Origin of the sequence: Bacillus sp. FSL W8-0640, from assembly GCF_038007725.1 — a bacterium.
Taxonomy (GTDB): Bacteria; Bacillota; Bacilli; order Bacillales; family Bacillaceae_G; genus Bacillus_A; species Bacillus_A cereus.
In genome coordinates this window covers 5,144,877-5,168,810 of sequence record NZ_JBBOXT010000001.1, presented here as the reverse complement: position 1 = coordinate 5,168,810, position 23,934 = coordinate 5,144,877, and the positions used below count along the sequence as shown (strand labels likewise).

Here is a 23,934-nt window from a genome sequence, read left to right as displayed (position 1 = left end):
AAAAGTGCAGAAAAAAGGAGATTTTTGAGGATAAATATAGAGAAGAATAAAAAAAGGAACGAATTTCGTTCCTTTTCACCATTTATATGTGTAAAAATTTCTCTACTTTTTCGTCTGGTAAAATGTTTCCAACGAAGAATGTTCCAAATTCACCATAACGAGCACTTACTTCATCGAAGCGCATTTCATATATAAGTTTTTTAAATTGAAGAACATCGTCAGCGAATAATGTTACGCCCCATTCGAAATCGTCGAATCCAACAGATCCTGAAATCACTTGGCGTATTTTACCTGCGTATTGACGACCAATTTTACTATGACTGTACATCATTTTTTTACGCTCTTCCATAGGAAGCATGTACCAGTTGTCATCACCTTGGCGACGCTTATCCATTGGATAGAAGCAAATATGATTTGCTTTCGGCAATTCAGGATATAAGCGAGCTGAAATTTGCGGGTTTTGGTATGGATCCTCATCAGCTGGAAGATAGTTGCTTAATTCAACAACAGATACGTAAGAATATGCAGGAACCATATATTCAGCTAAAGTTGTTTTATTCAATTCTGTCTCAATTTCATTTAACTCTTCCATTGTTGGACGTAAAATCATAAGCATAATATCAGCTTTTTGGCCAACAACTGTATACATTGCGTGACTACCTTTTTTCGCAGTAGCTACTTCGTTCCATTTTTCAACGACATTTAAAAATTCAGACACTGCTTGTCCGCGTTCGTCGCTAGATAATGTTTTCCATGCAGCCCAATCAATAGAACGTAAATCATGTAAACAATACCAGCCATCTAACGTTGTTGTTGCTTCACTCATTCTATTCACCTCAGTTAATGATAGTTTTACACGTTAACTATAGCATATATAGTTTTAAAATCATCTATATAAAACCTTGGCGCATAAAATTGTCACATTTAAGTGTTTAAGCAAGGTGAATTTAACGGCTGAATTTTATGAAAATATAATCATTTTTATTTTATCTATTTTTTGGGAGCTATAAGTTTAAAATATAGAAGAAAAGCAGTATTCTTAAAGATAGAGTTTTTTTAACATATGTAGGAGGGTTTATTCGTGAGCAACTTATTTACAACAGTAAAAGAAAAAGTTCAAGGAAAAGGCATTTCTATCGTACTTCCTGAAGGAACTGATGAAAGAATTTTAGGCGCTGCAGAGCGTTTAGCAAAAGAAGAGTTAGTAAAACCAATCTTAGTTGGTAAGAGAGAAGAAATTAGCGCAAAAGCTGCTAGCATGAATTTAACATTAGCAGGCGTTGATATTTACGACCCAGCTACATACGAAGAAATGGATGCAATGGTAGCATCTTTCGTTGAACGCCGTAAAGGTAAAGCAACTGAAGAAGACGCTCGCAAAATCCTTAAAGACGAAAACTACTTCGGTACAATGCTTGTATACATGGGCAAAGCACACGGTCTAGTAAGTGGTGCAGCTCACTCTACAGCTGATACAGTTCGTCCAGCACTTCAAATTATTAAAACAAAACCAGGTGTTACAAAAACTTCTGGCGTATTCATCATGGTACGTGAAGAAGAGAAATATGTATTCGCTGATTGCGCAATTAACATTGCACCAAACAGCCAAGATTTAGCTGAAATCGGTATCGAAAGTGCGAAAACTGCTGAGTTATTCGGCATTGATCCACGCGTTGCTATGTTAAGCTTCTCTACAAAAGGTTCTGCGAAATCTCCAGAAACAGAAAAAGTTGTAGAAGCAACTCGCATTGCAAAAGAAATGGCTCCTGAGTTAACTTTAGATGGAGAATTCCAATTCGATGCTGCATTCGTACCATCTGTAGCTGAGAAAAAAGCTCCAGGTTCTACAATTAAAGGTGATGCTAACGTATTCGTATTCCCAAGCTTAGAAGCTGGTAATATCGGCTACAAAATCGCTCAACGTTTAGGTAACTTCGAAGCAGTAGGACCAATCTTACAAGGCTTAAACATGCCTGTAAATGACCTATCTCGTGGATGTAACGAGGAAGAAGTGTACAAGTTAGCTTTAATTACAGCAGCTCAAGCACTTTAATTCTATAATGAATTGAAATAAAGACCGTCGCTATTATAGCGACGGTCTTTATTTTTCTAAACCAAGTGCTTTATTATTACGATCAATAATACGTTGTAAATTCGTCTCATATAAAGGAATCTCATCTATTGTTAATTGAGATGGTGTTAACTTTGGAGCGAATTGCTGCAATGTTTTTAAAAGACGCATCATTAAATCTTGTACTGTAATGGTTTCACCAAGTAATTCTGAGAGTGAGGCCATCGTACTTGGTACAATTTCAGGGTACGTAAAGCGTGTTTCTTCCCCTTGAATTGCTAGGTTGTAGAAATCACGAACGAGTGCGGCACGCTCAGAGCCACTTCCGGTAGCGCAGAGATAGATTTGGACAGCGACACCTCCGCGAATACGACGTTGTGAAATACCAGCGAATTTTTGATCGCGAATACTTAAGTCATAACTACCAGGACAGTAAGAGCCGACAATTTCTTTTGCCTCGATAGTAACGTCGTAATCCTTTAACATCTCCTTAATCAAATGCCACATTGTATCGTATCCAAGGTCAATATCGATACCTTTTTCTGTTTCTTGGAATAAAAGTGATACGTTTAAAACACCTTCATCAAGCACGACCGCAAGCCCGCCAGAATTACGGACAATAACATTGAAGTTGTTTTGTTTTAAAAAAGAAATACCTTCTTCTAAATGCGGAAGGCGTGAATCTTGAATGCCAAGGACAATTGTATTGTGATGAACCCATGAACGCATTGTTGCCGCTGACTTGCCATTTCCAATGCTTGTGCATAATGTGTCATCCATTGCGAATGACTGAAGTGCATGGAATGTTGGTCCTAAACTAGATTGATCTACAATGCGCCACTCTGGCTGAGATAAAATGGAACGGGAATTGCTCATATAACTAACCCCTTATCTTTAAAATGACAATCTCTATTATAGCAAAAAATGAAGAATGGAGTTTTCTCACATATAAAGGGGGAGCTTATAGGTGAAATAATAAAAAGGATGCATTACATGCATCCTTTTTATTCTGCAATTTTTTCTAAATTACCGTTTCGGTCCATTCGGAAAGATGTTTGAGAACGTTCTTCGTCATCCATGACTGCCAATTTACGAGCTCGGTTCATAATGTTCATAAGTGTTTCGTAATCTTCTTGTACAGTATGAGATTGCTTTTCTAATTTTTCTAGTTTCTTTTCTAGTTCCTCATTCCGAAGGATTTGTGCTTTAATTTCTTGTTTCAATCTCGTATTCTCGTTTTCAAGAGCTGTCACTTTTATATTTGAAGATCCGACTGTTTGTAAAAAATAAATAACATCTTGCATTGTCATAGAGCTTCTTGCAGCAGGAGCAGTAGATTCTTGATATGGAATAGCTTCTTTATATTGTACGATTGATTCTTCTTGTACTAATTCTTCATAATCAGTTATCGAATCTGAAGCTGGTGGTGTATAAAGTAAACGTTTTTTCGCTTGTTCACCGCTTGCAGCACGCATTTTATCTTTACGATGTTTTTTTGCTAGTTGAAGAGCTTGTTCATAGCTATAGCGAACAACAGCATTCCAGCGGAAACCACAAGCAGCAGATGTACGATTTAACTGATCCCCTACTTCCTCAAATGCATTTAATTGCGTACTTCCTTCTCTAACATGACGAAGTACCGTTTCAGCAAGTAATAAATCATCCTCATCTGTCCAAGCATCTTGTCTTACTTTCATAGATTCAACTCCCTTTCTTTTTATGAACTTCCTATTTTTATAATGGGCAAAAAAATAAACTTTTATACAAAGCTTTTAAAAATATGGTAGATTTCGATGAAAGGTAAAAATTTTCCCATGAATGGTGAGCGCTTCTGTAGGAGAGCATATAAAATATGTAGCATTATGTAGAGAATAGGCTTTGTAGGGAAACTTGCAACGAGCTTCAAAGAGCGGTAAAATACCATTTAGTGTTTATTTTTAAACGTACTTGAGAAAAGTTTAAAATAGAGGAAGTGTTATATAATGGGAAACGAGTTTCGCGTGTGCGATGACTGTCAGGCAACGAACGTTAAAACGTTAGTTCCGAAGTTAAAAAAAGTAGATTCATGTGCAACGATTGAAGTTGGATGTCAGTCTTACTGTGGTCCTGGTCGTAAAAAATCATTCGCATTTGTAAATAACCGTCCAGTTGCGGCTCCAACAGAAGATGAGTTAATCGCAAAAATTGAAGCAAAGTTAAATAAGTAAGAAAAAGAAGAGTGAAAAGATTACTCTTCTTTTTTATGCCCATAAGAGGAATAATTTATTCTGCGAAAGTACTCTTGTATGGACGAACGTTTTCTAAAGGATAGACACAACTTTTGTATTAAAATTCCAATTTGTATAAATTTATATTTCAAAATAATGGTTGACAGTCTTTTAAAGCGATAGGTAGAATAGAAGTGTCTGATTCTGAGAATCATTATCAGGAAAATAACAATTCACCTAATTTTTTTATTACTATTTGAGAATAAATTTCATTTCAATAAATATATGTTGTTAGTTAGGATGGTTGAGGGATGGAAGCGAGCGCAAGCAGTATAGAACAGCAAGAAGAGAATGTTAAAGAGATTAAGAGCAGACCGCTTATCGCTTCTATTATTTTAGTAGCGGGTACAGTTTTGTTAGCTTTAAGCATGGCAGTTTCTATTTCTTTTGGGGCTGCAGATATTAGTTTAAAGACTGTATGGCAAGCTGTATTTCAGTTTGATGGATCTATTACACATCATAATGTAATTCAAGAGCTTCGCATGCCTAGAGCAATAGGGGGCGTAGTTGCAGGTGCCTTTTTAGCGGTATCAGGAGCAATTATGCAAGGTATGACGCGAAATCCACTTGCTTCGCCATCGTTAATGGGGATTACAGATGGGGCTGTATTTGGAATTGCAATTATGTATGCATTTTTTCCTAATTCACCTTATTTAATGTTTGTTATCGCATCTTTTATTGGAGCTGCGTTTGGTGCAAGCATTGTATATGGAATTGGGTCTTCTTCACCAGGTGGATTAACACCTGTGAAATTAGCTTTAGCAGGTGCAGCTATTAGTGCTTTATTAGGGGCGATTTCATCTGGAATCGCATTGTATTTCAATCTTGCCCAAGAGGTAAGCATGTGGAATGCAGGCGGAGTTGCTGGAGTGAAATGGCAAAGTATTAATATGTTAGTGCCAATTGGCCTTGTTTGTCTTTTTATCGCAATTATGATGTCGAGATATATTACAATTTTGAGCTTCGGTGAAGAAATTGCAATTGGACTTGGTCAAAATACGACATTAATTAAATTTATCGGAACAGTACTTGTTCTTGTTTTAACGGGTTCCGCAGTTTCCATGGCAGGATCAGTTGGATTTGTTGGTCTTGTAATTCCGCATATGACTCGTTTTCTTGTAGGCTCGGACTATAGATGGGTTATTCCATGTTCTGCGGTCTTAGGCGGGCTGTTAATTGAATGTGCAGATATGTTATCTCGCGTTATTAACCCGCCATTTGAAACGCCAATTGGAGCAATTACAGCGCTAATTGGGGTTCCATTCTTCCTCTACTTAGCACGTAATGAAGGGAGAGGAAAGGTGTGAGGACGAGTGTCTTAACAAAAAAGAACATTTCTATATTAACGATTTTAGTAGGACTAATCGTTTCTATATTTCTTATTAGTTTAAATACAGGAACTTTTAAAATCCCGCCAATGGACGTATTAAAGTCATTGGTTGGACTAGGGGCTGAAGATCAGTCTGTTATTTTATTTGAATTCCGTATGCCGCGTATGGTAATTGCTATACTAGTCGGATCTGCTTTAGCTATGTCAGGTGCGATTTTGCAAGGTTTATCACGAAATCCGCTTGCTGATCCAGGTATTATAGGTATTAATGCTGGAGCGGGATTAACAGTTGTTATATTCGTCTACTTCTTCTTCGGGAAAGTAGGGACTGGTACATTTTTATCTGTATTCATTCTTCCATTCTTTGCACTAGTTGGAGCGATATTAGCAGCGGTAATTATTTATTTACTAGCATGGAAAGACGGCGTTTCATCGACTCGATTAATACTTGTCGGTATTGCCGTTGCAGCTGGATTTGGAGCTGTTAGTTTAATTTTCTCTATGAAGATGACATCTAACGATTTTCGTTTTGCTACGATTTGGCTGGCGGGAAGTCTATGGGGTACAGATTGGAAATTCGTATTAAGTGTACTTCCATGGATGGTTATTTTCTTACCGCTTGCTATAAGTAAAGCACACATATTAAATGTAATGAACCTAGGCGATTCTACAGCAGTTGGCCTTGGTGTAAACGTAGAAAAAGAAAGACGTAAATTATTATTTATTGCAGTTTGTTTAGCAGGTGCATCTGTTGCTGTTGCGGGCGGAATTGGCTTTATCGGTTTAATGGCCCCGCATTTAGCAAGGCGCCTTGTTGGTGGTAAACATCAAATTATGTTGCCCACCGCTGCGCTAATAGGAACGTTTTTACTTTTATTCGCAGACGTAATTTCAAGAAGTGTATTAACAACTTCAGAAATACCAGTCGGTCTTGTTATTTCTGTAATTGGTGCACCATATTTCATTTATTTACTTATGAGGACAAAATAAAGGGAGGCTTTTCGTATGGCAACTTTAGCGGTGGATGCGGTATCTGTTGGCTATAATGAAGGTTTAATTATTGACGGGTTAACAGTTGAAATTCCGGAAGGGAAAATTACAACAATTATTGGACCAAATGGTTGTGGGAAGTCCACATTATTAAAAACGGCGTCTCGTATTTTGAAGGCAAAGCAAGGTACTGTTTATCTCGACGGAAAAGCAATTGAGAAACAGCCAACGAAAGAAATTGCAAAGAAAATGGCGATTTTACCACAAACTGCAGAAGTGCCAACGGGTCTTACTGTATTTGAGCTTGTGTCATATGGAAGATTCCCTCATCAAAAAGGGTTTGGCACGTTGAAAGAAGAGGATTATCGCTACATTAACTGGGCACTTGAAGTGACAGGAATGAAAGAATTTGCGAATCGTCCAGCAGAAGCGCTATCAGGTGGCCAACGTCAACGTGTTTGGATCGCAATGGCTCTTGCACAAGGAACAGAATTACTTGTATTGGATGAACCAACAACGTACTTAGATATGGCTCATCAATTAGAAGTATTAAACTTATTGAAAAAGTTAAATGAAGAAGAAGGTAGAACGATTGTTATGGTTATCCATGACTTAAACCACGCTTCTCGTTTCTCTGATCATATGATTGCATTAAAAGCAGGTAAGTTAATGAAACAAGGAACGCCAGATGAAGTTATGACAAGTGAAACACTTCGTAACGTATTTGAGATTGAAGCTCAAATCGTTCCATGTCCAGTAAACTGTAAGCCAATTTGTTTAACATATGATTTAGCGATGATTAGTAATCAATTGCGTAAAAAAGCATAAGTAGAACCCCCTCGTAAAGAGGGGGAATTCTAATGGACGTTGAGCTTCTTATATAAGAATGGGAAGTTGAACGCCCGTTAGAATGGGTTGTTAACAACAATTAATAAATATATATTAATTAATTGTTATATTTGTTTCTTATAGTTCATTGTAACTTATAAGATAAATACAGCTAGAAGGAGTGGGAACATGAAGAATTTTAAAATGGCACTATTAGCAATGGTACTAGTTGTGACTTCTGTACTATTTGCAGCTTGTTCTAACAAAGAAGAAGAAAAGAAAGCAGATGCAAAGACTGAAGAGCGCACTGTAAAACATGCAAAAGGGGAAATTAAAATTCCTGCAAACCCAAAGAAAATTGCTGACCTTAGTGGTTCAACAGAAGAATTATTAATTTTCGGTATGAAACCGGTTATTACTGCTAATACATCTCAAGAAAAAATTGATGCACATATTGAAAAGAAACTAAAAGACGTTAAACCAGTTGGTTCTGCTTGGGGCGATAAAATTAACATTGAAGCAGTAGCTGCTGCAAAACCAGATTTAATTCTTGTAAATAATCGTCAAGAAAAGATTTATGATCAATTATCTAAAATTGCACCAACAGTTATGTTAAACACTCCATTAGATCAATGGCGTCCAAAATTCGAAGAAGTAGGTCAAATCTTCGGTAAAGAAAAAGAAACAAAAGAATGGTTCAAAAAGTATGATGAAAAAGCAAGCAAATTACATGACAAAATCGTCGCTAAAACTGGTGAAGCAACATTTATGAAAATGGCTGCATATCCAAATGCTTTCCGCGTATATGGTGATTACGGTTACGGTAGCGTAATCTTTAATGATTTAAAACTACCAGCAGTTAAAGGTACACCAACTGATAAACCGTTAGTACAAGTACAAAAAGAAGCTTTAATCGATTACAACCCAGATTACTTATTCGTATTTACAACTGGTGACGGTTCTCAGCGCTTAAAAGAATTCCAAGAAGAATCAATTTGGAAAAACATGAACGCTGTTAAAAATAACCACGTATTTACAATTAAAAATGAAGACTTAAACAAAGGTTACTTCCCACTAGGGAAAGATATGATCTTAGACGAAGTTGCTGAATTCGTTTTAGGTAAATAATGTATAAAGGAAATCACTTTTACTTCGGTAAAGGTGATTTTTTCTTTTTATAAAGGGAATTAATACAGTCTTTCATTTCTTTCTGTTTCTCATTTCGTTTATAATATAAAGTAAGAATGTAGTAAAGAAAGGGGGATGTCGGAAAGTGGTATATTTAAACGACAAACTCAGCGAAACAAAAGTGTTTAAAGACCCAGTACATAAATATGTGCACGTGCGTGATCGTGTTATTTGGGATTTAATCGGAACGAAAGAATTTCAACGCTTGCGCCGTATTAAGCAGCTTGGAACGACATTTTTTACATTTCACGGTGCAGAGCATAGTCGCTTTACTCATTCGTTAGGTGTATACGAAATTATTCGTCGTATGATTGATGATGTGTTTGATGGCAGACCAAATTGGAATGCTGAAGATAGATTGTTATGTTTATGTGCGGCATTACTTCATGATGTCGGTCACGGCCCATTTTCTCACTCGTTTGAAAAAGTATTTTCATTAGATCATGAGAAATTTACGCAAAAGATTATCGTAGGCGATACGGAGATTAATGATGTATTAAGTCGTGTTGATAAGGAGTTTCCACAAAAGGTAGCAGATGTAATTGCAAAAACATCTACTAATAAATTAGCGATTAGTATGATTTCGAGCCAAATTGATGCGGATCGTATGGATTATTTATTAAGAGATGCTTATTTTACAGGCGTAAAGTACGGAAACTTCGATATGGAACGTATACTGCGTGTAATGCGTCCGTATGGGAATCAAGTAGTCATTAAAAATAGTGGTATGCATGCTGTTGAGCATTACATTATGAGTCGTTATCAAATGTATTGGCAAGTATATTTCCACCCGGTAACGCGAAGTGCAGAAGTTATTTTAACGAAGATTTTACACCGTGCGAAATCACTGCACGAGAAGTATTATACATTTAAAAATCATCCTGTTCATTTCTATTCTTTATTTGAAGAAGAAGTAACAGTAGAGGATTATTTAAAGTTAGACGAGAACGTTATGTATTACTACTTCCAAGTATGGCAGGAAGAAGAAGATTCAATTTTAAGCGATTTATGCCGCCGTTTTATGAATCGAAATCTATTTAAATATGTAGAGTTTACAGATAAACACGGTTTAGATAATTGGATGGAATTAAGTAGTTTATTTAAAAAGATTGGACTTGATCCGGAGTATTATTTAGTAGTTGATTCAACATCAGACTTACCGTATGACTTTTATCGTGCAGGAGAAGAAGAAGAGCGTCTACCAATCCTACTTCTTATGCCAAACGGAGAGCTTAGAGAGCTTTCACGTGAGTCGGATATTGTTGAGGCGATTACAGGTAAGAAAAGAACGGATCAAAAGCTATTCTATCCACATGATTTAATCTATGAAGATGGAAGAAAAGGAAAATATAAAGAGAGAATTATTGAGTTGTTAGAAGGAAAGAAATAAGAAGCAGCTAATGGCTGCTTCTTATGAAAAAACTTGAAATTATTTGTCACTTAAGCGTTTTCCGCCAACTGCATAATGGTTTTTAGACATTTCTTCGATGAAAACAACGATGTTTTCTTCAGGAGCACCAGTTGTTTCGCTTACTGCTGCTGTTACTTTCTCAGCAAGAGCTTTCTTTTGTTCTTCTGTGCGTCCTTCTAGCATTTTCACTGTTACGTATGGCATGTACAATCGCTCCTTTTATGTAAGTTACACTCTTATTATAGCGGATTATGGGGAAGAACAATCGAAAAAACAAATAATTTCTTTTTTTGACATATGGAAGAGGAGATGAAGCATGGATCAGTTATTTAGATACCCGTTGCACCAAATTCCCTTGGTAGCAATGGCCATTATTATCGCATTATCAGTTCATGAATTTGCACATGCATATGTAGCATATAAATTTGGAGACGATACAGCAAAGAGACAAGGCCGTTTAACGTTATCACCGATGGCACACTTAGATCCTATAGGTTTGATTGCAGTATTAATTCTTGGATTCGGTTGGGCAAGACCGGTTCCTGTTAACCCATATAACTTTAAAAGACCGCGTCTTGCAGGTATATTAGTTTCAATTGCAGGGCCGATTAGTAACTTAATTTTAAGCGCAATTGGTTTAATTATTTGGTATAGCTTAGTAAAATTTGGTGTATTATACTCAATTCCATCTGCAGTAGCAGATACGTTAGCTCAATTTTTCCAGATTTTTATTATGCTGAATATCGTTTTACTTGTATTTAACTTATTACCGATCCCGCCACTTGATGGGTATCGAGTTGTGGAAGATTTAGCGCCAGCAAATATTCGCGCGAAAATGACACAGTATGAAAAATACGGGGCAATTGCGTTATTAATTCTCGTTATTACACCGCTTAGTAATTACACAATTCAACCTATTTTCCAGGTAGTTATTCCGCATGTATTTGTATTTTTAGATAGCATCATTGCGCCTATTTTTGGCCTTTTATAATTTTTAAGTGAGGAGGATTTTACATATGACAGAGAAAAAGAAAAAAATCGGTTTTAATATCGTGAAAAATGATTCAACAGATGGACATGGTGGATTTGGTGTTGGGGCATTAAGCTTAGAAAACATTTCACCTGTATTTGTTGATGTACTAGAGAAAACTGCATTCGTTGATATTGGTGCGATGCACGCGCGTAGTACAGTAGAAAAAGGTATTAAGTTTTTAACAAATAAAGATGAAGTTCCAAACGGAAAACCATTTTGGCTTGTTTGGGTAACGATTGAAAGAACTGCGACAGGTGCGTATTATGCAGGTGTAACAGCTTGTGAAATGACAGTAGACCGTGAAATTCGCCGCGGATATAAATCACTTCCAGAGCACGTAAATAAAATGGATAAATCATTGAAGCGTCACATTATGGTTGACCATATGGATGAATCATCTAAAAAGGTACTTGGTACGTTCTTGAAAGAACATAATGAAGCGATTTGGAACGAATCTAGTGAAGAATTGCGCCGTGCATTATTAAGTGAATAAAAAATAGCTGACGGATGCCCGTCAGCTATTTTTTTACCAAGGAAGATATTTTTTCCACCAACTTGTTTTTTTCTTTTCTTCAGTCGTTTTTTCAAATTCTTCTTTATCATCGACGTGATCCATACAATATTCAGTCGGTTCGGTACCTTTAGCGAAATACATTTTCACAGAAATAGGACAATTTTTTGTAGCAATTTTACCGTTCTTTGGATTGATATTAACCGCTACGACGTCACTTGGTTGTTTAAATTCTTTTTTAGGCTGTCCATCTAAGCCCTTCTCCATCGTATCAGTCCATATTTTCTTCGCATACCCTTGTTCTGCTACGTTTGAAATAGATTTAGGTTGATCATATCCGACCCATACACCTGTTACGATTTGCGGAGTAAATCCGATCATCCAACTATCCGTTTCAGTAGAACCGGATTTTCCTGCATATGTTCTTGATAATTTTGATAACATCGATTGGCCAGTTACAGCAGCATAACTGCTTAGTTTCTTATTAAACATACCAGTCATCATTTCTTCCATTACAAACGCTTTGCTCTTGTCGAGAACTTGTTTACTCTCTAAATGAGCATCGTATAATATATTTCCTTCATGATCCATAATGCGGCGAATGAAAGTAGGTTTTACTTCTTTTCCACCGTTTGCGAACATGCTATAAGCGTTAACCATTTCAATTGGTTTTACTGGTGACGTACCGAGAGCTAGAGAAGGCACATCTTTTAATGCACTTTTAATTCCAAATTGTTTCGCTGTTTTTGCAAGCGCGTCATCTCCTAAAAACAAATTCGTTTTCACAGCATATATGTTATCAGAGACTGCGAGAGCTTGTGCCATCGTTACGAAATCATCTGCATAATAATCTTTATAGTTCTTCGGTTTATACTTTGAAACTCCGTCACCTAAGGTGAATACAGTATATTCGCTTTTTAAGCGCGTAGCAGGCGTGAATCCTCGTTCTAATGCCGCATAATATAGAAATGGCTTAAATGTAGAACCAGGCTGACGAACGGCTTGTGTAGCCCTGTTAAATTGACTCATATTATAATCAGTCCCACCAACAAGAGCAGCCACTTCACCTGTCGTTGGATTCATAGAGACGAGAGCAGTTTGTATGTTTGTTGTATCAGGTATATGATCTTTTACAGCTTGTTCTGCTACAGCTTGTAGTTTAGGGTCTAGCGTTGTATAAATTCGCAAGCCACCCCGTTGTAAAGCTTGTTCGTCTAATCCAACATCACGAAGGAGCGAAGCTTGTACAGCATCTTGGAAATATGGTGCGACCTCTGCTACTTTTTTCGTATCCAATGAGGCAAAAGTTAGTGGCTCTTTCTTCGCTAAGGCTGCTTGTTGCTTCGTAATATATCCTTGTTCTACCATTTCATCTAATATGAGAGCTTGTCGTCCTTTCGCACGATCCTCTTTCAAAAAGGGAGAATAGACACTTGGCCCTTTCGGGATACCTGCGAGCATACTAGCTTCTGCTAATGTTAACTCTTTTGCCGTTTTATCGAAATATAGACGGGACGCAGCTTCGATGCCATAAGCGCCATGTCCGTAATAAATTGTGTTTAAATATCCTTCTAAAATATGATTTTTATTATAGTTTACTTCAAGGCGGACAGTGTACATTGCCTCTAATAATTTACGTTTCCACGTTTTATCATGATCTAAATACAGATTACGCGCGTATTGTTGTGTAATTGTACTAGCTCCTTGTACTTTTGCCATCGCTTTTAAATCAGCAACAATTGCACCCGCAATCCGTTTCATATCGAAGCCGTGATGTTTATAAAATCTTTGATCTTCAATAGAAAGGGTCGCTTCTTTTACATAAGGTGAAATTTCATTAAGAGATACATTGTAACGTTTTTGCATTTCATTACTTTGTCCTATAACAGTGTCATCATTTGCGTAAAAGACGCTTGTTTGCGGGACCGCAACAGGAGGAGGTCCCATAATTTTTGCAACTATAATAATAATAAAAAAAGAAAAAACGAAGAAAAGGACGCAAGAAAACATTGCGGTGAAGAAAAGACGTTTATATTTTTTAAGTTTTGGATTCATAGTTTGATCCATCTTTTTTCAGCCCCTCATTAATACAAGCGTTATTGTATTAGTATTGAGGGTTTTCGTTTATTTTAAACAATGAAATTTCGAAAATAAAAAAGCCCCTTCCATTAAGAAAGGAGCTCAAAGGCACGTGCTGGCCAATCGGTAATGATGACATCTACACCATAATCAATCATAGTTTGTAAATCTTTGTATTCATTAATTGTATATGGACGGAAAACATACCCTTGCTCTTGTGCTAACTGCACAAATTCTTTCGTTAATAACTGGAAGTTTGGATGTAATCCATTTGCTTCTCTATGTTTTGCTTCGGCAATTGGATCAGAAAGTGGTGTATCATATAAAATTGCTCTTGGGATTTCAGGAGCAATTTCTGCTAATAATGAAACAGAGTCATGGTTAAATGATGAAAATACAATTTGATTAGAAAGATGATATTCACGCACAAGTGCAACAGCTTTTTCCTCAATATTTGGGTAATGAATAACATCTGTCTTTAATTCAATATTTAGTTGTAAGTTCGTTGTGGAAAGCCAAATGAAAACCTCACGCAACGTTGGGATTTTTGCTTCATGGAAAGAAGGGTCTTTATAGCTACCAGCGTCCAATGATTGTAGTTCCTCTACCGTTTTTTCCGAAACAAGTCCAACGCCATTTGTTGTACGATCGAAGGTTTCATCGTGAATTACGACAAGTTCACCATCTTTTGATAAGTGGACATCGAGTTCAATTCCGTGAGCGCCAATGCGTTCTGCTTCTTGGAAGGCAATCATCGTATTTTCGGGATGTGTTCCTTTTACTCCGCGGTGAGCGAAAATAAGTGGTTTACTCATGTGAAATTCTCCTTATTATCTCTTTTCTTTCATTATGAAACTGCTTTAGGGAAAATACAATTGAATATGACAAACATTTACAAAAGTCTAACAGTTGCACAAAAGTTAACGTTAACGTAAAATGTAATAATCAAGTGAAGGGAGGAATAAACATGTATAAAATTGATGAAGTAACAAAGCAAGTTGGTTTGACAAAACGTACACTTCGTTATTATGAGGAAATTGGTTTAATTCATCCCCCTGAACGTAGTGAGGGGAACATTCGCCTGTATACAGACGGGGATATCGCCAGAATTAAAAAAATTGTGGAAGCGAAAGAAGTGTTAGGAATTACGCTTCAAGAGATGCAGCATTTTTTATCGTTAAAAGAAAGAATGGAGCAAAGAAGAAATAGCGAAAACCCTCGTGATCGTGAAGTGATTCAAGAAATTAAAGATATGCTTGAAAAACAAGTGGAAACGCTAGACGAAAAAATGGAGCAAATGCAACGTGTAAAGGCAGAACTAGAAGATAGTTTACATCGTGCAGTAACATTTTTAGAGAACACAAAAGGAGAGTAATCAAAATGGAGAGCAAACAAAAACTAGGGAGATTGATTACAGTGGTGGCTACCTTCCTTGCCTTTTCGGGTATAGGGGTAGTTGACCCAATTTTGCCAATTATTGCTGAGAAAATTGGTGCAACGCATTGGCAAGTTGAAATGTTATTTACCGCTTATATTTTAACGATGGCAATCATGATGTTACCAGCTGGTATATTTGCATCGAGATTTGGTGATAAACGGATGATGACAATCGGTCTTGCGATTGTGACTGTATTTGCGTTTATATGCGGTATATCGCAAACGATTGCTCAATTATCTCTTTTCCGCGCTGGATGGGGATTAGGAAATGCGATGTTTTTTGCTACAGCAATGACGCTATTAATAGCATTAAGTAAAGAAGTTCATGAAGCAGTAGGATTATACGAAGCAGCTATCGGTTTAGGCATGGCTGGCGGACCATTATTAGGCGGGATATTAGGTGGTCATTCTTGGCGTTATCCGTTTTTCGCGACAAGTATTTTAATTTTCTTAGCATTTATTTTAGTATTCTTTTTTGTAAAAGAACCGGAGCGAAAAGTGAAGCGTAAGGCTGCTGGGGTAGGAGAATTACTTAACCTGGTGAAGTATAAACCGTTTATGCAAGGTGCGATTTCAGGAATGTTATACTACTACGGATTTTTCGTTGTGTTAGCATATTCACCACTTATTATGCATTTATCAGCTATTCAATTAGGCTTTGTATTTTGCGGATGGGGGCTCGCGTTAGCTTACGGTTCTGCAATTTTAGCACATAAGCTAGAAGGGAAATATGAACCAAAAACATTATTAAAGGGTAGTTTACTCGTATTTGCGATTTTCTTAATTGCACTATTCTTTGTGAAAATTATGTGGTTACAAATTACTCTTATCGTTTTATCAGGATTGGCATCTGGCTTAAACAATGCATTATATACAAGTTATGTAATGGATATTTCACCTTATGAAAGATCTGTTACGTCAGGTGTTTATAACTTTGTTCGTTGGTTAGGTGGTGCGATTGCTCCAATTTTATCAGGAATTATCGGTCATACTGTTTCACCACAAAGTCCGTTTTTAGTAGGTGGAATTGTTGTGTTAGTTGGTTGTATTATGATCCTAATTCCAATTCGTAAACCAGTAGAAATAGAGACAAAAGCCCTTTCTTAAGAAAGGGTTTTCTTTCCTTTTGCGGTGCAAACCCTTTCCGCACATATGTTAGAACCCTCTGACTAAAATATATTTTCGGTATTTTTGTACTTTTAACTATACATTTTGGATGTTTTGTTTTATTTTTGTTAGGGGACATTAATGATGTCCCTATTATAAATTTGCATTGAAAGGCGTGATTGTACGATGGAACTATGGTTCACTGAAAAACAAACAAAACATTTTGGGATTACGGCGCGTATTAACCGCACATTACATACGGAGCAAACAGAATTCCAAAAACTTGATATGGTCGAAACGGAAGAGTTCGGAAACATGCTTATTTTAGATGGCATGGTTATGACAACAGAAAAAGATGAGTTCGTTTATCACGAAATGGTAGCACACGTACCCTTATTTACACATCCAAACCCTGAAAACGTATTAGTTGTTGGTGGCGGTGATGGTGGTGTTATTCGTGAAGTGTTAAAACACCCAAGTGTAAAGAAAGCAACTCTTGTTGAAATCGATGGAAAAGTAATTGAGTACTCTAAACAATACTTACCATCAATTGCAGGCGCATTAGATAATGAGCGTGTAGAAGTAAAAGTAGGAGACGGTTTCCTACATATCGCAGAAAGCGAAAATGAATACGATGTAATTATGGTAGATTCTACTGAGCCAGTAGGACCAGCAGTAAACCTATTTACAAAAGGCTTCTACGCTGGAATTTCAAAAGCGTTAAGAGAAGATGGTATTTTCGTTGCACAAACGGACAACCCTTGGTTTACACCAGAACTAATTACAACTGTGTTTAAAGACGTAAAAGAGATCTTCCCAATTACTCGTTTATACACAGCAAACATTCCAACTTACCCAAGTGGTCTTTGGACGTTCACAATTGGATCTAAAAAACATGATCCATTAGAAGTAAGTGAAGAGCGTTTCCACGAAATCGAAACGAAATACTACACAAAAGAATTACACAATGCAGCATTCGCATTACCGAAATTTGTTGGCGATTTAATTAAGTAAGAGAATTGTATCAAATAAATAAAGTGTAAGTAGCTCATTTAAGGTGTTTGTCCAGAAGACTTGAACATGCTAGCTACTTACACTCCTGTAAAGAAAATCGTCTTCTTGTTGTTAAAAAGAAGACCCGGTAAATCGAGAAAGAGGAGCAATTCGCTCCAAATTTGAGAAATAGTGAAAGGTTGGGATACCTTAAGTTCCACATAAGGAGGAAAAGAATATGCGTTTTGATGAAGCTTATTCAGGTAAAGTATTTATTAAAAGTCATCCAAGTTTTGAAGAGTCAAAGGTAGTTATTTATGGGATGCCTATGGATTGGACAGTAAGTTACCGTCCGGGATCTCGTTTTGGCCCTGCACGTATTCGTGAAGTATCAATCGGTCTTGAAGAATATAGCCCGTATTTAGATCGTGAACTAGAAGAGGTAAAATATTTTGATGCGGGTGATATCCCATTACCATTCGGAAACGCACAACGCAGCTTAGACATGATTGAAGAGTATGTATCAAAACTTTTAGATGCCGATAAGTTTCCACTAGGTCTCGGCGGTGAGCACCTAGTGTCTTGGCCAATTTTTAAGGCAATGGCAAAAAAATATCCGGATTTAGCAATCATCCACATGGATGCTCATACTGATTTACGTGAATCGTATGAAGGGGAGCCTTTATCCCACTCTACACCAATTCGTAAAGTGTGTGATTTAATTGGTCCGGAAAACGTATATTCTTTCGGAATTCGTTCTGGAATGAAGGAAGAATTTGAATGGGCGAAAGAAGTAGGTATGAACTTATACAAATTTGACGTATTAGAACCGTTAAAAGAAGTATTACCGAAACTTGCTGGCCGCCCAGTCTATGTCACAATCGACATTGATGTATTAGACCCAGCTCACGCTCCAGGAACAGGAACGTTAGAAGCTGGCGGTATCACATCTAAAGAATTATTAGATTCCATCGTAGCAATTGCAAATTCAAATATAAATGTAGTTGGAGCAGACTTAGTAGAAGTAGCTCCAGTCTACGACCATAGTGATCAAACACCAGTCGCAGCAAGCAAATTCGTGCGGGAAATGCTGCTCGGTTGGGTGAAATAAAAGCGGAAGCGGCTCGCTCAGAATGTGAGGGGGATGGAGTTTCAGACGTAGAGGCGCTTTTTGCCTCGAAGGAAGAAGCGAAGCCACCGATCATTCTAGCCGCTGCAGCTAGATAAAGTAAGAGCCCTCTATATGATTAGAGGGCTCTTATTTTGTCGTTATGTGTCGGTAAGTCGATATATTAAAAAAATCGCTGATATAATTCGAGTTGCGCTGATATATTTAAAAAACCGCCGATATAATTTCATTTACCGTTACGCAACACAAAAAAAGCTATTCTCAAACGATGGGAATAGCTCTTTTTCTTATGCAACCTTCTCTTCCGAAGTAACTCCGCGAATTTCATCAGCAGAGCGGATTGGATATTTACGGAACACAATAGATCCGATGTATCCGACAATAGTGGTAACGATTCCACATAGTACGGCAGCGAGCGTTACTTTTATAACGTCATTAAATCCGAATAGGACAAGAAGACCTGGAATTGGTGATGCTGTTCCTGGTGCATTATTAACAAGCTGGAATAGCGATGTAATAATACCGGCAAGTGCACCGCCAACGAAATTTGTCATATAGATTGGAATTGGATTTGCTGAGACAACATCGGCTTGTGTTAAAGGTTCGATTGCTACAGCAATTGTATCTTTCTTTGAACAAATTTTTAATCGTTTAAAGAAAATAAAGTTCATCGGGGCTGAGGCCGCAACGGCAAGACTACCAATTGCCATAGGTAAACCTGTTAATCCAAGCATTGCAGTTAGTGCCATAGAACTTAGTGGAGAGGTAGAAATAACTGTTATTAATCCACCAAGCATAATACCCATAATGATAGGGCTTTCTGTAGTTGCAACTGAAATCATAGAACCGATTTTACCGAGTGTTGCGTTAACAAGCGGATCCATAAGCATTGCCATTCCGCGTGAGATTGGTGCAGCGATAAATAGGATTGCTAAAAATTCCACGCCAGCTGGTAATTTCTTTTCGAGAAATTTCACGACGAAAGCACAAACGTATCCAGCGAAAAATCCTGGTAAAATACCGAATCCACTAGTAGCGATACCAATTAAAACAGCGTATACGGGGGAAACACCGATTGCTAATGCGACTAAAATCGCTGCTGCGACACCGCTCATACTACCGGAAGCTTCTCCTACTGATTGTAAAAAGTCATTATGAAACATTTCTCCACCTATATAACGGTGAAATGCTTCAATAAGAAAACTTGCGATTGCTGCATTAGCTAAAGCACCCATCGCCTTCATTCCATAAGGCGCACGGTAACTAAAAAGTGTAAATAGACAAAGTACAACAAGTAATAGTGCTAAACCTTGCAAGATAGCCATTTGAAAACTGTCTCCTTTGATTTTTGTAATAAAAATTCGTATCATTCAATAATAATATAAAAGTGTATGAAACGGAAAAATTTTTTCTTGGGAACTTGCTGTAAGAAAAAATCCCTTACAATAATGTAAGGAAAGTGTAAGACTTTTAGATAGAGTATAGTATGCTCTTTTCCGTATAATACAAGTATAGATATAATACTAGTGAGAAAGAAGTGCAAACAGGAGGTTCATGTATGAAATTGGTAATTAAAGTTTTAGCTATATTCGCCATTATTCTAGGTGGAACAGCGTATTATTTGAACACAAAAACAGAAGGTGTACATGCTTTTGTAGACAACTTCTTTTCAAATAAAGAAATACAAGATTATTATGCGGTTATAGATAAAGGTGAGAAAAAAGACGGAGAATACTTGTATACTTTTAAAGGGTATACAGAAGACGGAAAGTTACAGATCATTAAAAGAATGATGAACCGTGAATTGCATACGGGGGCGTTTATAAAAATTTATGCAAAAGGTATGCAAGGAAAAGGATGGGCTGAAATCCCGAAAGAATCTATTCCACAAAAAGCGTTGGAAAAAATAGAAAAACCATAAAAGGAGCGACTCATTCGCTCCTTTTTAGTGGGTTAAAATAGTGATAGATGTTTTTTCCTTGTTAGAAATAATTTTTGCACGTCCACCAATTGGGAAAGTGAAAATCGGGGTTGTATGCCCGAAACTTGCGTTTGCAATGATAGGAATATGTGCAAGTTCAGGTTTTGAAGCAATCATTTCTTGAATGTCTTCTATCGTACATTCTGCACCTTTTTGCATCTTTCCTATAATGATTCCCTTTATGTATTCAAAATCTTGCTGCTGCATAAGGGAATGTAAATAACGATCAAAAGTTTTAAGAGTAGATGTTCCAGTTAAACTATCTTCTTCAATAAATAAAATTTTGTGCTTTAAATTTGGCATATATGGTGTGCCTTGCAGTAAGTTAAATGTGCTCATATTGCCACCGATAATATCTCCCGTAGCTTCTCCTTCCTGAATTGAAACGTATCCTTCATTTTTAATAAATTCTCGATTTTCCTGATCTATATACCAAGAATCATCGCTCCATGTTTCAGATGGCAGGACTTCAATAGGCTCATTAGAAGTTAAGCACTTTAAAAAGTAATCGGTTGTATACCCGAGCCCTTTCTCCATTCCAAACGAAGAGAAATGGGGTCCTGAATATGTAACAAGCCCTGTTTTTGCGTAAATTGCATTATTTAAGACAGTAATATCAGAATAACCACAGAAAAATTTCGGGTTTTCACGAATTAAATCATAATCGAGATGTTTCAATAAACCATTTGAGTTGTATCCGCCAAGTGTAGTCAAAATAGCTTTTACATTAGGGTCTCCAAATGCTTCATGGAGGTCTTGAATGCGGGAAGAAATAGAGGAGGAAGCAAATCGATCTATCTCATCAGCATATTTTGAGAATGTAACTTGAAAGCCCATGTCAGTTAATCTTTTTATAGCAAGTTTTCTATTTTCATTTGAAACAATACTTAAACTACACGATGGTGAAATCACTCGTATTTCATCACCCTTTTTTAACTTTGTTGGTATCACTATATTCACCTCTTTAATTGAAAGAATATTTAGATTTAAAAAATATTTTATCATATGAAATAAAGTAGAAGTGAATTATTTTTTGAAATGGAGTTTTCCTGATTTTTCAGCAGACAGACAGAGTCTTTTTTTGATATGATAGGAAAAGTGATTTATTATAAGTAGTATTTAATATCTATAACATTTGAAAGGTGTGCAAGACGTGGAGAAACAACTTGCAGGCTTGCCGGTACACGTTCATTTTGTAACAGAAATCCGTGAAGGGGCGAGGAAGGAAACCGTTGCTTTTGAAGCAAATGGTCAATACTATGTAAAAGGTCAAGGTACATATGTAACATTCCAGGAGCCGAACGAACAAGGCGAAGTGAAAACAATTATTAAAATTCAAGATGAACAAGTTCTCATTATGCGTTCAGGTGCTGTTTCTATGCGTCAGACGCATGTGAAAGGTGAATGGACAACTGGTACGTATACGAGTGAACTTGGTACGTTTGCATTGCAAACAAAGACTGATAACGTTCTTTTTAAATGGTCGGATGAAAAGAAAAAAGGACAACTCTTCTTAACTTACGCATTGCTTCTAAGTGAACAAGAAGCTGGCAGATATACTATTACAATTAATTTGAAGGAGGCAAAATAATGAATTCCTTAGAACAAGTAAAAGGATTGATTAAAGAAGAAATTCAGGCTGCTGTATTAAAGGCAGAATTAGCGACAGAAGAACAGATTCCAAACGTTGTATTAGAATCTCCAAAAGATAAAACAAATGGTGACTTCTCTACAAATATGGCAATGCAACTTGCACGCGTTGCGAAAAAAGCACCTCGTATGATTGCAGAAGAACTAGTTGCAAACTTCGATAAAGCAAAAGCTTCTATTGAAAAAATCGAAATCGCTGGTCCTGGTTTTATTAACTTCTATATGGATAATAGCTACTTAACAGATTTAATTCCAACAATCGTAAACGCTGGTGAAGCTTACGGTGAAACGAATACTGGTAAAGGTGAAAAAGTACAAGTTGAGTTCGTATCTGCTAATCCAACAGGTGACCTTCACTTAGGACATGCACGTGGTGCGGCAGTAGGTGACACTTTATGTAACCTATTAGCAAAAGCAGGCTACGATGTATCTCGTGAGTACTACATTAATGATGCTGGTAACCAAATTCATAACTTAGCTCTTTCTGTTGAAGCTCGTTACATGCAAGCTTTAGGCTTAGATAAAGAAATGCCAGAAGACGGTTACCATGGTGCGGATATCATTGGAATTGGTAAACGTTTAGCAGAAGAATTCGGCGATCGTTATGCGAAAGCTGATGAAAAAGAAAGCTATGAATTCTACCGTGAGTACGGTTTAAAATATGAATTAGCAAAACTTCAAAAAGACTTAGAAAGCTTCCGTGTTAAATTTGATGTATGGTTCTCAGAAACATCACTATACAAAAACGGAAAAATCGATCAAGCTCTTGCTGTATTAAAAGAGCGTGAAGAGATCTTTGAAGAAGACGGCGCAACTTGGTTCCGTTCAATGACTTACGGCGATGACAAAAATCGTGTATTAATTAAAAACGACGGTTCTTACACATACTTAACGCCAGATATCGCGTATCACCGTGATAAATTAGAGCGTGGTTTTGATAAGTTAATCAACATTTGGGGTGCTGACCACCACGGTTACATTCCTCGTATGAAGGCTGCTATTCAAGCACTTGGTTACGATAAAGACACGCTTGAAGTAGAAATCATCCAAATGGTACAACTATACCAAAATGGTGAAAAAATGAAGATGAGTAAGCGTACGGGTAAAGCAGTTACACTTCGTGAGCTTATGGAAGAAGTAGGCGTGGACGCAATGCGTTACTTCTTCGCAATGCGTAGCGGTGATTCTCATTTAGACTTCGATATGGACTTAGCTGTATCAAAATCTAATGAAAACCCAGTATACTATGCACAATATGCTCATGCTCGCGTATGCAGTATCCTTCGTCAAGGCGAAGAATTAGGATTAGCTGTAGATGGAGATGTGAACTATAAACTTGTTACTTCTGAGAAAGAAGTAGAGTTACTGAAAAAACTTGGTGAATTCCCAGCGGTAGTTGCGGATGCAGCACAAAAACGTCTGCCACACCGTATTACAAACTATGCATTTGAATTAGCAGCAACATTACACAGCTTCTACAATGCAGAAAAAGTATTAAACCAAGATAACGTAGAATTAAGTAAAGCTCGTTACGAGTTAATGAAAGCAGTACGCACTACACTTCAAAATGCATTAGCAATCGTAGGAGTATCTGCACCAGAAAAAATGTAATGAAGAAAAGCGGAAGCGGCTCGTTTAGAATAGGAGGGGGATGGAGCTCCTGACAGAGAGGTGTACTTTGCCTCGGAGGAAGGCGCGAAGCCACCGAGTATTCTAGCCGCTGGAACTGGACAATAAAGAAAAGCGGAGCCGACTGTTTAGTCCCGAAGGCTAAGGTTCTTTCCCACAGAAGATGCATTTTATCTTCTCGTGGGGAAGGTTCTTAGACAGAAGGGGCTAGGAGGCAGAGCTGGACATAAAGAAAAGCGGAGCCGATTTTTCGCTTTCAGTAAAAGGCAATCACACAATGTTGTGATTGCCTTTTTGTAT

Annotated in this window: 24 protein-coding genes; 16 read left to right on the top strand and 8 right to left on the bottom strand. The window is 37.2% G+C overall.

The window, feature by feature from the left end; all coding sequences use genetic code 11:
* Positions 1-82 precede the first annotated feature (82 nt).
* The gene (gene hemQ / locus N2V80_RS26740) at positions 83-826 is read right to left on the bottom strand and encodes a hydrogen peroxide-dependent heme synthase (RefSeq protein WP_061655687.1); all 744 of its coding nucleotides are present in this window, start codon (positions 824-826) and stop codon (positions 83-85) included.
* A gap of 255 nt (positions 827-1,081) precedes the next feature.
* Here hemQ and pta point away from each other — a divergent pair, with 255 nt between their 5' ends.
* Positions 1,082-2,053, top strand: a complete 972-nt coding sequence (pta, locus tag N2V80_RS26735; RefSeq protein ID WP_061655686.1) for a phosphate acetyltransferase — start codon at positions 1,082-1,084, stop codon at positions 2,051-2,053.
* Positions 2,054-2,101: 48 nt separating this feature from the next.
* On the opposite strand, the gene N2V80_RS26730 is transcribed toward pta, so the two are convergent.
* Both N2V80_RS26730 and N2V80_RS26725 read right to left on the bottom strand, forming a co-directional pair.
* The gene (locus tag N2V80_RS26730) at positions 2,102-2,947 is read right to left on the bottom strand and encodes a lipoate--protein ligase family protein (protein WP_000071949.1); all 846 of its coding nucleotides are present in this window, start codon (positions 2,945-2,947) and stop codon (positions 2,102-2,104) included.
* Positions 2,948-3,075: 128 nt separating this feature from the next.
* Positions 3,076-3,768, bottom strand: a complete 693-nt coding sequence (locus N2V80_RS26725; RefSeq protein ID WP_000868358.1) for an RsfA family transcriptional regulator — start codon at positions 3,766-3,768, stop codon at positions 3,076-3,078.
* A gap of 285 nt (positions 3,769-4,053) precedes the next feature.
* On the opposite strand from N2V80_RS26725, the gene N2V80_RS26720 reads away from it, so the two are divergent.
* The 6 genes from N2V80_RS26720 to N2V80_RS26695 all read left to right on the top strand — a co-directional run bounded on the left by N2V80_RS26720 (position 4,054) and on the right by N2V80_RS26695 (position 10,064).
* Complete coding sequence (locus tag N2V80_RS26720) at positions 4,054-4,278, top strand: DUF1450 domain-containing protein (RefSeq protein ID WP_000526078.1); 225 nt, start codon at positions 4,054-4,056, stop codon at positions 4,276-4,278.
* A gap of 311 nt (positions 4,279-4,589) precedes the next feature.
* Positions 4,590-5,645, top strand: a complete 1,056-nt coding sequence (locus tag N2V80_RS26715; RefSeq protein ID WP_061655685.1) for a FecCD family ABC transporter permease — start codon at positions 4,590-4,592, stop codon at positions 5,643-5,645.
* A complete protein-coding gene (locus N2V80_RS26710; protein WP_001260757.1) occupies positions 5,642-6,658 on the top strand; it encodes a FecCD family ABC transporter permease in 1,017 nt (338 codons plus the stop codon). Before N2V80_RS26715 ends, N2V80_RS26710 begins: the two co-directional genes overlap by 4 nt.
* Before the next feature lie 15 nt (positions 6,659-6,673).
* Complete coding sequence (locus N2V80_RS26705) at positions 6,674-7,486, top strand: ABC transporter ATP-binding protein (protein WP_000212068.1); 813 nt, start codon at positions 6,674-6,676, stop codon at positions 7,484-7,486.
* Positions 7,487-7,675: 189 nt separating this feature from the next.
* A complete protein-coding gene (locus tag N2V80_RS26700) occupies positions 7,676-8,614 on the top strand; it encodes an ABC transporter substrate-binding protein (protein WP_000787724.1) in 939 nt (312 codons plus the stop codon).
* 145 nt (positions 8,615-8,759) lie between these two features.
* Positions 8,760-10,064, top strand: a complete 1,305-nt coding sequence (locus N2V80_RS26695) for an HD domain-containing protein (protein ID WP_000262731.1) — start codon at positions 8,760-8,762, stop codon at positions 10,062-10,064.
* A 39-nt stretch (positions 10,065-10,103) separates the two neighbouring features.
* On the opposite strand, the gene N2V80_RS26690 is transcribed toward N2V80_RS26695, so the two are convergent.
* Positions 10,104-10,289 carry a 2-hydroxymuconate tautomerase gene (locus tag N2V80_RS26690; protein ID WP_001147171.1) on the bottom strand — a complete coding sequence of 62 codons (186 nt, stop codon included), beginning with the start codon at positions 10,287-10,289 and terminating at the stop codon, positions 10,104-10,106.
* A 112-nt stretch (positions 10,290-10,401) separates the two neighbouring features.
* Between N2V80_RS26690 and N2V80_RS26685 the strand changes: the two genes are divergently transcribed.
* A complete protein-coding gene (locus N2V80_RS26685) occupies positions 10,402-11,076 on the top strand; it encodes a site-2 protease family protein (RefSeq protein ID WP_000372455.1) in 675 nt (224 codons plus the stop codon).
* Positions 11,077-11,101: 25 nt separating this feature from the next.
* Positions 11,102-11,611, top strand: coding sequence for a YwhD family protein (locus N2V80_RS26680; RefSeq protein ID WP_000136678.1), 510 nt, complete (start codon positions 11,102-11,104; stop codon positions 11,609-11,611).
* A gap of 33 nt (positions 11,612-11,644) precedes the next feature.
* On the opposite strand, the gene N2V80_RS26675 is transcribed toward N2V80_RS26680, so the two are convergent.
* Together N2V80_RS26675 and N2V80_RS26670 are read right to left on the bottom strand one after the other, a co-directional pair.
* On the bottom strand, positions 11,645-13,696 hold the full coding sequence (locus N2V80_RS26675; RefSeq protein WP_061655684.1) for a transglycosylase domain-containing protein: 2,052 nt from the start codon (positions 13,694-13,696) through the stop codon (positions 11,645-11,647).
* A 101-nt stretch (positions 13,697-13,797) separates the two neighbouring features.
* A complete protein-coding gene (locus N2V80_RS26670) occupies positions 13,798-14,523 on the bottom strand; it encodes a glycerophosphodiester phosphodiesterase (RefSeq protein WP_061655683.1) in 726 nt (241 codons plus the stop codon).
* Positions 14,524-14,675: 152 nt separating this feature from the next.
* Between N2V80_RS26670 and N2V80_RS26665 the strand changes: the two genes are divergently transcribed.
* From N2V80_RS26665 to speB, 4 genes are all read left to right on the top strand, one after another.
* The gene (locus N2V80_RS26665) at positions 14,676-15,083 is read left to right on the top strand and encodes a MerR family transcriptional regulator (RefSeq protein ID WP_000276578.1); all 408 of its coding nucleotides are present in this window, start codon (positions 14,676-14,678) and stop codon (positions 15,081-15,083) included.
* Positions 15,084-15,088: 5 nt separating this feature from the next.
* Positions 15,089-16,252 carry an MFS transporter gene (locus tag N2V80_RS26660; protein WP_000444233.1) on the top strand — a complete coding sequence of 388 codons (1,164 nt, stop codon included), beginning with the start codon at positions 15,089-15,091 and terminating at the stop codon, positions 16,250-16,252.
* Positions 16,253-16,438: 186 nt separating this feature from the next.
* Entirely contained in the window at positions 16,439-17,266 is an 828-nt protein-coding gene (gene speE / locus N2V80_RS26655; RefSeq protein WP_061655682.1) for a polyamine aminopropyltransferase, read from the top strand.
* Positions 17,267-17,483: 217 nt separating this feature from the next.
* Entirely contained in the window at positions 17,484-18,356 is an 873-nt protein-coding gene (gene speB / locus N2V80_RS26650) for an agmatinase (RefSeq protein ID WP_001209831.1), read from the top strand.
* 305 nt (positions 18,357-18,661) lie between these two features.
* Here speB and N2V80_RS26645 read toward each other — a convergent pair whose 3' ends face one another.
* Complete coding sequence (locus N2V80_RS26645) at positions 18,662-19,699, bottom strand: PTS sugar transporter subunit IIC (protein ID WP_061655681.1); 1,038 nt, start codon at positions 19,697-19,699, stop codon at positions 18,662-18,664.
* A gap of 233 nt (positions 19,700-19,932) precedes the next feature.
* Between N2V80_RS26645 and N2V80_RS26640 the strand changes: the two genes are divergently transcribed.
* Positions 19,933-20,295 carry a YxeA family protein gene (locus N2V80_RS26640; protein ID WP_000779915.1) on the top strand — a complete coding sequence of 121 codons (363 nt, stop codon included), beginning with the start codon at positions 19,933-19,935 and terminating at the stop codon, positions 20,293-20,295.
* A gap of 24 nt (positions 20,296-20,319) precedes the next feature.
* Here the strand turns inward: N2V80_RS26640 and N2V80_RS26635 are convergent, their stop codons facing one another.
* Positions 20,320-21,306 (bottom strand): S66 family peptidase, encoded by a 987-nt coding sequence (locus tag N2V80_RS26635; RefSeq protein WP_061655680.1) that lies wholly within the window; start codon positions 21,304-21,306, stop codon positions 20,320-20,322.
* 202 nt (positions 21,307-21,508) lie between these two features.
* On the opposite strand from N2V80_RS26635, the gene N2V80_RS26630 reads away from it, so the two are divergent.
* Together N2V80_RS26630 and argS are read left to right on the top strand one after the other, a co-directional pair.
* Positions 21,509-21,946, top strand: coding sequence for a DUF1934 domain-containing protein (locus N2V80_RS26630; protein WP_000414867.1), 438 nt, complete (start codon positions 21,509-21,511; stop codon positions 21,944-21,946).
* Positions 21,946-23,616: an arginine--tRNA ligase gene (gene argS, locus N2V80_RS26625; protein ID WP_061655679.1), complete on the top strand. Its 1,671-nt coding sequence runs from the start codon at positions 21,946-21,948 to the stop codon at positions 23,614-23,616. The genes N2V80_RS26630 and argS overlap by 1 nt, the downstream gene beginning before the upstream one ends.
* The last annotated feature ends 318 nt before the right edge of the window (positions 23,617-23,934 follow it).